General features: G+C 69.6%; 8 protein-coding genes. 7 read left to right on the forward strand and 1 reads right to left on the reverse strand.

Going from position 1 to position 8,162, the window contains the following annotated elements; all coding sequences use genetic code 11:
• Nucleotides 1-193 precede the first annotated feature (193 nt).
• From GEV28_RS41095 to GEV28_RS41125, 7 genes are all read left to right on the forward strand, one after another.
• Nucleotides 194-577 (forward strand): hypothetical protein, encoded by a 384-nt coding sequence (locus GEV28_RS41095; protein WP_291419624.1) that lies wholly within the window; start codon nt 194-196, stop codon nt 575-577.
• A 273-nt stretch (nt 578-850) separates the two neighbouring features.
• On the forward strand, nt 851-982 hold the full coding sequence (locus GEV28_RS41100; protein ID WP_291419626.1) for a hypothetical protein: 132 nt from the start codon (nt 851-853) through the stop codon (nt 980-982).
• A gap of 532 nt (nt 983-1,514) precedes the next feature.
• Nucleotides 1,515-1,757 (forward strand): helix-turn-helix transcriptional regulator, encoded by a 243-nt coding sequence (locus tag GEV28_RS41105; protein WP_291419628.1) that lies wholly within the window; start codon nt 1,515-1,517, stop codon nt 1,755-1,757.
• A 180-nt stretch (nt 1,758-1,937) separates the two neighbouring features.
• Nucleotides 1,938-3,473, forward strand: a complete 1,536-nt coding sequence (locus tag GEV28_RS41110; protein WP_291419630.1) for an NCS1 family nucleobase:cation symporter-1 — start codon at nt 1,938-1,940, stop codon at nt 3,471-3,473.
• Nucleotides 3,466-4,308 (forward strand): nitrilase-related carbon-nitrogen hydrolase, encoded by an 843-nt coding sequence (locus GEV28_RS41115; protein ID WP_291419632.1) that lies wholly within the window; start codon nt 3,466-3,468, stop codon nt 4,306-4,308. Before GEV28_RS41110 ends, GEV28_RS41115 begins: the two co-directional genes overlap by 8 nt.
• A 12-nt stretch (nt 4,309-4,320) precedes the next feature.
• Nucleotides 4,321-5,706 carry a dihydropyrimidinase gene (hydA, locus tag GEV28_RS41120; protein ID WP_291419634.1) on the forward strand — a complete coding sequence of 462 codons (1,386 nt, stop codon included), beginning with the start codon at nt 4,321-4,323 and terminating at the stop codon, nt 5,704-5,706.
• A 15-nt stretch (nt 5,707-5,721) separates the two neighbouring features.
• Nucleotides 5,722-6,720, forward strand: coding sequence for a TIGR03842 family LLM class F420-dependent oxidoreductase (locus GEV28_RS41125; protein WP_291419636.1), 999 nt, complete (start codon nt 5,722-5,724; stop codon nt 6,718-6,720).
• A 340-nt stretch (nt 6,721-7,060) separates the two neighbouring features.
• Here GEV28_RS41125 and GEV28_RS41130 read toward each other — a convergent pair whose 3' ends face one another.
• Nucleotides 7,061-7,960: an endonuclease domain-containing protein gene (locus GEV28_RS41130; RefSeq protein WP_291419638.1), complete on the reverse strand. Its 900-nt coding sequence runs from the start codon at nt 7,958-7,960 to the stop codon at nt 7,061-7,063.
• Nucleotides 7,961-8,162: the final 202 nt, after the last annotated feature.

The raw sequence follows: 8,162 nt of genomic DNA on the forward strand, positions 1-8,162 counted from the left end.
CGGCATCGAGATCAGCGACCGACAGATGAAAGAACTCCCGATCACCCGCGACACCTGGCACGGCGACTGGAACTACACCCTCCGCCCGACACGCGACACGCCCAACCCACCCTGACTTGATTCACTACGCGCCCTAAGTGACCGGACACGCGGCGCGCGCCGACACCGAGCCGGACGGCGGGTAGGCCGTGCCATGGACGCCGAGCTGTACGAATCGCTGACCGAACTGGGCCGCGCCGGCTACCTGGTGCACACCTACCAGGTTGACCACGACGGCCCGATGGTGGTGGCCATGGTGCTCGACCGGGGCGGCTGCGCGGATGTGTTCATCCTGCACGACGAGCACCGGGCCTACGCCTACCGCACGCCGAACGGTGCCGGTCGGGACGTGCTGAACCCGGCCGTCGTGTTCTGGGACTGTCCGGGGAAACCGGTGCGGGCTGGGCGTGCCCTGCTGGATCTGCCGGCGCCCGGCGAGAAAGACGTTCGCATCGTGTTGCGGGCGCCGAAGTCGCGCCTGTGTCTGCCGGTCGAGCGGCGCGGTCCGAACCTCTCGATCCGGCGCCGGGGGACGTGATGAGGTGCGCGAGCTGTCGAGCGGGAGAGCACCAGCGCGCCGAGATCGGCGTGGAGGTGCGCGGACCGGTGACGCTGCGCCGGTACGAGTGCGTGTGTGGCGTCTGCCCGCAGCCGTGCCGCGCTCGGCCGGTGAGCGTGGAAACCTCCACGCGCTGGCGGCATCTGCACCGGTTTCATGAGGGTGCGGCGTTGTCGGTGGCGGCGCTGGCGGTCAGCGCGGCCGAGACCGCCGAGCGCGCCGGCCGCCATGCCGCCCGAGACACCGGCCGAAGTGACCGAGCTGCTCTGGGAGGAGCTGCCCACCGAGGAGATCCCGGTTTACCGGCCGCCGTCGCCGGGCGGGCTGCTGCGCGTGCCGCCGTATGTGCGGCAGCCCGGCCGGGACGGCACCGGGCGCCGGTGACGGAGCCGCCGGGGGACGGAGCTTGGCCGCACAACCGACCCGACGCGGGCGGCCAAGACCGCCGGGGAGCTGGCGGGGGATCAGCACGACCAGCCAGCTTCCCGGCACCCGGCATGACCACGCCCAGCGTGAGACCGGAGCGCGTGCCTGGCCTGTCTGGGCTCCGCTGGGCTGCGTGACCGGGCGCGGCAGGTTCCACCACGACTGCCGCCGCCCGGTCCCTACGACGCATGACGAGGAAAGGGGCCTGCACCATGGTGGACCGCGCAGCGCGCAATGAGGAAATTCGCCGGCTCTATGTGGAGTGCGATTTACCGATCATGGTTGTGGCCGGCCGTGTGGGACTCAGCTACGCCAGGGTGCGCCAGATCCTTCACGAACTCGGCGCGCCGATGAAACCGGCCGGGCTGAACTACCACTCACCCCACACGTGGCAGGCGAAGAAATCGTCGGTTCGGCGGTTGTCCCTGCCCTCGCTTCCCCGTCCCCGCTGTGCCGATCCGGGATGCACAGATGAGGAGGTGACCACCCCGTGTCCGATGGCCCGGCTGAGTTCGCCGAGGGCGGGTCTGCCGCTGTTGCGCTGACTCCGGCGATTCGCCGGCTGCGTGCTGCGGCGAACCTCAGCCACGCCGAGATCGCGCGCCGGATCGGCTATAGCCCGGCGCACGTGTCGCGGGCCGAGTGCGATGACGCCGGGTTGCCGTCCGCTGATCTGGTGCGCGCCCTGGACCGCGGATTGGGTGCTCGTGGCGGAACGTGTCAAGATTTTTGAGGCAGGTTGTTGTAAAGGCGCCGTCCCGGTCGCCGTGACATGGTGGTTGCCCGCGGGTAACCCGGGGCGGACCGGGCACGGGCAGTGCGATCACCGCAATTGGCAGAGTGTCCACCGAGTGCGCCAACGGTGTACACAGTGACACTGCCTCCCACGGGCCCGGACGCCCACGATGCCGGGATGGCGCAGAGCACCCTCCCGGACGGCCGGGTCGATCTCGACGACCACGCCGGCATCCGCGACAGCCGTTTCTACAACGAGGAGCTCGCCCCGGTGCCGGTCGAGCGGCGCACCTGGACGACCTACAACTACTTCGCCCTCTGGATGGGGATGGCGCACAACATCCCCAGCTACACCCTCGCCGCCTCGCTGATCGCGCTCGGCATGGACTGGCTCCAGGCCTTCCTCACGATCACGATCGGCAACCTCATCGTGCTCGTCCCGATGCTGCTCAACTCGCACGCCGGCACGAAGTTCGGCATCCCGTTCCCGGTGTTCTCCAGAGCGTTCTACGGGCTGCGCGGCGCGAACCTGGCCGCCCTGCTCAGGGCGTTCGTCGCCTGCGGCTGGTTCGGCATCCAGACCTGGGTCGGCGGCGAGGCGATGTTCGTGATCGTCGGCACGCTCTCCGGCGACGCCTGGATGAACGCGGCCGTGCTGTTCGGCAAGCCGTGGACGCTGTGGCTGTGCTTCCTGGTGTTCTGGGTGGTCCAGATGCTGATCATCTGGCGGGGCATGGAGGCCGTGCGCAAGTTCGAGAACTGGACCGCGCCGCTGGTGTCGGTCGGCTTCCTGATCCTGCTCGGCTACGTGCTGGTCAAGGCGGGCGGCATCGGCCCGATCCTGTCCCAGCCATCGCAGCTGGGCTGGGGCGCGGACTTCTGGAAGGTGTTCGCCCCGTCCCTGATGGCGATGATCGCCTTCTGGGCGACGCTGTCGCTGAACATGCCGGACTTCACCCGCTTCGGCGGCAGCCAGCGCAAGCAGATCCGCGGCCAGATCCTCGGCCTGCCGACCACGATGTCGTTCATCGCGATCATCGCCATCCTCACCACGTCGGGTGGGGTCGCGCTCTACGGCGAGGCGATCTGGGACCCGGCGCTGCTCGCGGCCCGGTTCGCCAGTCCCGTCGTCGTGGTGGTCGCGCTGGTCGCGCTCGTGCTGGCCACGATCTCGTGCAACCTCGCGGCCAACGTCGTCAGCCCGTCCTACGACTTCTCCAACGCCGCGCCGAAGCTGGTCAGCTTCCGGGTCGGCGGGCTGATCACCGGCGTGGTCGGCGTCGTGATCATGCCCTGGAACCTGATCTCCGACCCGAACATCTACATCTTCGCGTGGCTACAGTTCTACGGCGGCGTGCTCGCGGCCGTCGCCGGCGTGCTGGTGGCCGGCTACTGGTTCCAGTACCGCACCCAGCTCGACCTCGAGGACCTCTACAAGGAGGGCGGCCGGTACTGGTACAGCGCCGGGTGGAACTGGAAGGCCCTGTTCGCCACGGTCCTCGGCGCGGTCGTCGCGGTCGGCGGCGCCTACTCCAACCCCGGCGCGGGCCCGTTCCCCGCCGACGGCATGATCCCGTTCCTGCAGGACTTCTACGACTACAGCTGGGTGGCCGGCCTGGTCGTCGCGTTCGCGGTTTACTGGGCGTTGTCGCTCGCGCGACCGACCACGGCGAGCACACCGGCTCGCCTACCGGAGGGAGAGGTCAGTGTCTGAGATCGTCAGGGCTGGGCTGGTCCAGCAGCGCTGGACCGGGGACAAGGAGTCGATGATCGCGAACGCGGTGTCGGCGATCGGCACCGCGGCCTCGCAGGGCGCCCAGGTCGTGTGCCTGCAGGAGCTGTTCTACGGCCCTTACTTCTGCCAGGTGCAGGACGCCGACTACTACTCCTACACCGAGCAGATCCCGGACGGGCCCACCACGCAGCTGATGTGCGAGCTCGCCGACCAGCACAACATGGTCCTGGTCGTGCCGATGTACGAGCAGGAGCAGCCGGGCGTCTACTACAACACCGCCGCGGTGATCGACGCCGACGGCACCTACCTCGGCAAGCACCGCAAGAACCACATCCCGCAGGTCAAGGGCTTCTGGGAGAAGTTCTACTTCCGGCCCGGCAACCTCGGCTACCCGGTGTTCGACACCGCGGTCGGCAAGGTCGGCGTCTACATCTGCTACGAGCGGCACTTCCCCGAGGGCTGGCGGGCGCTGGGCCTGGGCGGCGCGCGGATCGTGTTCAACCCGTCGGCCACCAGCCGGGGGCTCTCGGAGTACCTGTGGCGCCTCGAGCAGCCGGCCGCAGCCGTGGCGAACGAGTACTACGTGGGCACGATCAACCGGGTCGGCGTGGAACCGTTGGGCGACAACGACTTCTACGGCCAGTCCTACTTCGCCGACCCGCGCGGGCAGCTCGTCGGCGAGGCCGCGTCGGACACCGACGAGGAGGTCTTGGTGCGGGACCTGGACATGGGGCTGCTCACCGAGGTCCGGGACCTGTGGGCGTTCTACCGCGACCGCAGGCCGGACAGCTACGACTCGCTCACCTCCGCCTGAGGGAAAGGGCTCATGCGCACTCTCATTCGCAACGGAACGGTGGTCAACGCCGGTGGCGCCATCGCCGCCGACGTGCTCGTGGACGGCGAGACGATCGCGGCGGTGACCGCGCCGGGGGTGTTCGACACCGCCGACACGGTGATCGAGGCGGACGGCCGGTACGTGCTGCCCGGCGGCATCGACGGGCACACGCACATGGAGATGCCCTTCGGCGGCACGTTCTCCGCCGACACGTTCGCCACCGGCACCACGGCGGCCGCGTGGGGCGGCACGACCACGATCATCGACTTCGCGGTGCAGGCCAAGGGCACGTCGCTGCTGGCCACCCTGGACAAGTGGCACGAGAAGGCCGACTCGCACTGCGCGATCGACTACGGGTTCCACATGATCGTCTCCGACGTCAACGACCAGTCCTTGAAGGAGATGGAGTCCTGCATCGACGCCGGGGTGAACAGCTTCAAGATGTTCATGGCCTACCCGGGCGTGTTCTACGCGACCGACGGCGAGATCCTGCGCGCGATGCAGAAGGCCACCGACACCGGCTCGATGATCATGATGCACGCGGAGAACGGCATCGCGATCGACGAGCTGGTGGCGCAGGCCGTCGCGGCCGGGCGCACCGACCCGGTCGAGCACGGCATCACCCGGCCGCCGGAGCTGGAGGGCGAGGCCACCTCGCGGGCCATCCAGCTGGCCAAGGTCACCGGCGCGCCGCTCTACATCGTGCACCTGTCCGCGCGGCACGCCCTCGACGCCGTGGCGGCGGCGCGGAACATCGGGCAGAACGTGTTCGCCGAGACCTGCCCGCAGTACCTCTACCTGTCCATCGAGGACCTGGCGAAGCCGGACTTCGAGGGCGCGAAGTACGTGGCGTCGCCGCCGCTTCGGCCCAAGGACCACCAGGCCGACCTGTGGCGGGGGCTGCGCACCAACGACCTGTCCGTGGTGTCCACCGACCACTGTCCCTTCTGCTTCGTGGACCAGAAGGAGCTGGGCCGCGGCGACTTCTCGAAGATCCCCAACGGGATGCCGGGCGTCGAGCACCGGATGGACCTGCTGCACCAGGGCGTGGTCGCCGGCGAGATCACGCTCGCGCGGTGGGTGGAGGTCTGCTCGGCCACGCCGGCCAGGATGTTCGGCCTCTACCCGCGCAAGGGTGTCATCGCGCCGGGTGCCGACGCCGACATCGTGGTGTACGACCCGGCCGCGACGCAGACGCTGTCGGTGACGACGCACCACATGAACGTCGACTACTCGGCGTACGAGGGCATGTCGATCACCGGCAAGGTCGAGAGCGTGCTGTCCCGCGGCTCGGTGGTGATCGCCGACGGCGCGTTCCACGGCGCCGAGGGCCACGGCCGGTTCCTGTCCCGCGAGCTGTCCCAGTACCTCGTCTGATCGGGAGGGTCCACGATGGACTTCGGAGTCGTGCTGCAGACCAACCCGCCGGCCGCCGACGTCGTCCGGCTGATGGCCGAGGCCGAGCGGGTGGGCTTCCGCTACGGCTGGACGTTCGACTCGGTGGTGCTGTGGCAGGAGCCGTTCGTCATCTACGCCCAGATCCTGGCGAACACGTCGTCGCTGGTCGTCGGGCCGATGGTGACCAACCCGGCAACCCGGGACTGGTCGGTCACCGCGTCGCTGTTCGCCACGCTCAACGACATGTACGGCAACCGCACGGTGTGCGGGATCGGGCGGGGCGACTCGGCCCGCCGGGTGATCGGGCAGAAGCCCGCGACCTTGTCGGTGCTCCGTGATTCGATGCACGCGATCCGGGAGCTGGCCGAGGGACGGGAGGTCGATCTGCATGGGGCACCGGTGCGTATCCCGTGGGTGCGCGACGGGCGGCTCGAGATCTGGATGGCCGCGTACGGTCCGAAGGCGCTCAAGCTGGTCGGCGAGCACGCCGACGGGTTCATCCTGCAGACGGCCGATCCCGCGATTACCAAGTGGACGATCGAGTCGGTCCGCGCGGCCGCCCGCGACGCCGGGCGCGATCCGGGCGGCATCACCATGTGCGTCGCCGCGCCGGCCTACGTCGGTGAGGACGTGGCGCACCAGCGCGACCAGCTGCGCTGGTTCGGCGGGATGGTCGGCAACCACGTGGCCGACCTCGTCGCCCGCTACGGCGAGTCCGGCCCGGTGCCGCACGAGCTGACCGACTACATCCGCGACCGGGAGGGCTACGACTACGCCCACCACGGCAAGGCGGGCAACCCGTCGACCGACTTCGTGCCGGACTCGATCGTCGACCGGTTCTGCCTGGTCGGCCCCGCCGCCGCGCACGTCGACCGGCTCACCGAGCTGGCCGAGCTGGGCGTCGACCAGTTCGCCGTCTACCTCATGCACGACCAGAAGGAGGAGACGCTGGCCGCCTACGGCAGCGAGATCATCCCCAAGCTCACCGCCTGACCCCACCCCCGTACCCCCGAACCCAGTGTCGCCCCGCGGCGCCCCCCGTGTCGTCCCCTCACGTCGCCGTGTCACCGTGTGGCGTCGCTGTGTCACCCCGCCACGTCGCCGTGTCACCCCGCCACGCCGCCGTGTCACCGTGTGACATCGCTGTGTCGTCCCCTCACGTCCCCGTGTCGTCCCGTCCTGTCGCCGTGTCACCCCGCCACGTCCCCGTGCCGCCTCGTGACATCGCTGTGTCGTCCCCTCACGTCCCCGTGTCGTCCCCTCACGTCCCCGTGTCACCCCGCCACGTCCCCGTGCCGTCCCGCCACGTCGCCATGACGACCGGTGGCGATGGTCAGGCAACGTGCCGCTGCACGGCGAAGGCCGTGGCCAACTCGTCGAGCACGCGCCGGGGCTCTCTCATGTCGGCTGCTCGCACCCGGATCACGATCCACCCGCGGGCAGCCAGTCGGTGGTCCCGCTCCGTGTCGTAAGCCTCGCGGTCCTCATGTGCCTCGTAGCCGTCGTACTCAAGCGCAATCCGAAGCTGCGGCCACGCGAGGTCGAGCACGTACAACTTGCGCCCGTCGAGGCTCCGGACCTCGTGTTGGGCCACGGGCGGTGGGTATCCGGCATCCACCACCAGCAGCCGGAGCCACGACTCGGGTGGCGAGTCCGCCTTGCCGGTGATCAGCCCGAGCAGGACAGCCGCGCGTATCGTTCCGCGGCGATCGGCCCGGCGGGCAAGCCGCTCCTGGACCGCGGCGAGAAACGCCTCCGCCCGCTCCCCGCCAACGGACACGACCGCCTGGTCCGCGGTCGCGAGGGCGACTCTCCGCGGTGCGGTGCACAACATCTCGGCTACCGTCAGATCGAGCGCCGTGACCCGCAACCCGAGCAGCTCGACCACGTCGCCCTGCCGGAGCGGTCCCTGATGCACGACAAGACCCGGACGGCCGCGGACTCGTCGGGTGTACGGCACGGTGACATGGATGTCGCCACAGTTGGCGGCGGTGCAGCCGAACAGACCGGCCGCCGTCCGACCGACGACCGCCCCGTCGGCACCGACGTACAACAACGCCGCGGCTGCTCTGGTAGGCAGATCAAGCACACGGACGCGCGGGACGACGACCCCGGGCCACAGTTGCGTCAGCAGGCCGTCGCGGAGTGCCAGCCGGAGCGCGTGCTCACCCAGTTCGGCGGCCAGGTCTCGCCTGCGCCTGGCCCCGTGCAGGTTGTCAGCATGTTCGTTCATGGCCTCGATGCTGCCCGCCTCATCCGCCATGGACGACTGGTCAACGCTCGGCTGTGGACAACTGTCCGGCTTGTGGACAACTCGACATCCGCCCGCCAGCGGACGACACGACGACGTGAGCGGACGACACAGCCACGTGAGCGGACGACACGACGACGTGGGGGACTGGAGGACGGGGGGCACGGGGGGCACGGGGGGCACG

This window comes from Actinophytocola sp., from assembly GCF_009379765.1.
Lineage (GTDB): Bacteria > Actinomycetota > Actinomycetes > Mycobacteriales > Pseudonocardiaceae > Actinophytocola.

Bases quoted from the DNA above. Each gene is read 5' to 3' on its own strand.
- GEV28_RS41125 (WP_291419636.1), top strand. From the start codon at position 5,722: ATGGACTTCGGAGTCGTGCTGCAGACCAACCCGCCGGCCGCCGACGTC.
- GEV28_RS41130 (WP_291419638.1), bottom strand. From the start codon at position 7,960: ATGAACGAACATGCTGACAACCTGCACGGGGCCAGGCGCAGGCGAGAC.
- GEV28_RS41095 (WP_291419624.1), top strand. From the start codon at position 194: ATGGACGCCGAGCTGTACGAATCGCTGACCGAACTGGGCCGCGCCGGC.
- GEV28_RS41110 (WP_291419630.1), top strand. From the start codon at position 1,938: ATGGCGCAGAGCACCCTCCCGGACGGCCGGGTCGATCTCGACGACCAC.
- hydA (WP_291419634.1), top strand. From the start codon at position 4,321: ATGCGCACTCTCATTCGCAACGGAACGGTGGTCAACGCCGGTGGCGCC.